The 334-nt window shown below is 74.0% G+C and carries 1 protein-coding gene; it reads right to left on the bottom strand.

The features are described from left to right. Positions 1–334, bottom strand: a 334-nt coding sequence (locus tag AX744_RS11830) for an HAD family hydrolase (RefSeq protein WP_157543596.1), incomplete at both ends; no start/stop codon positions are given.

The raw sequence follows: 334 nt of genomic DNA, 5'->3' as shown, positions 1-334 counted from the left end.
GGTCATGCCCTGCTCCTCCAGCCCCGCGACCTGGTCGCCGAGGAATCCGGCGTCGAGCCAACGCGGGCTGCCGACCGTGATCCGCGCGCCGTCGAGCTCGCCTTCGATGCCGTGACCTGCCTGCTCGGTCACGCCCTCGGCTGCAGGGGCCTCAGGCGCTGCAGCGGTGATCGCGGCCGCGAGGGGGTGGGTGCTGTGCTGCTCCAACGACGCCGCCCACGCCAGCGCCTGCGCCTCGGTCACGCCGTCGGCGGTGAGCACCGCGGTGACGGCGGGCTCGTTGCGGGTCAGGGTGCCGGTCTTGTCGACCGCGACGTGGCGGATCACGCCGAAC

This window comes from Microbacterium sp. CCH5-D1, from assembly GCF_001557335.1.
Lineage (GTDB): Bacteria > Actinomycetota > Actinomycetes > Actinomycetales > Microbacteriaceae > Microbacterium > Microbacterium oxydans.
The sequence above is the reverse complement of the archived record's forward strand: the minus strand, read 5'-3'. Positions and strand labels throughout refer to the sequence as shown.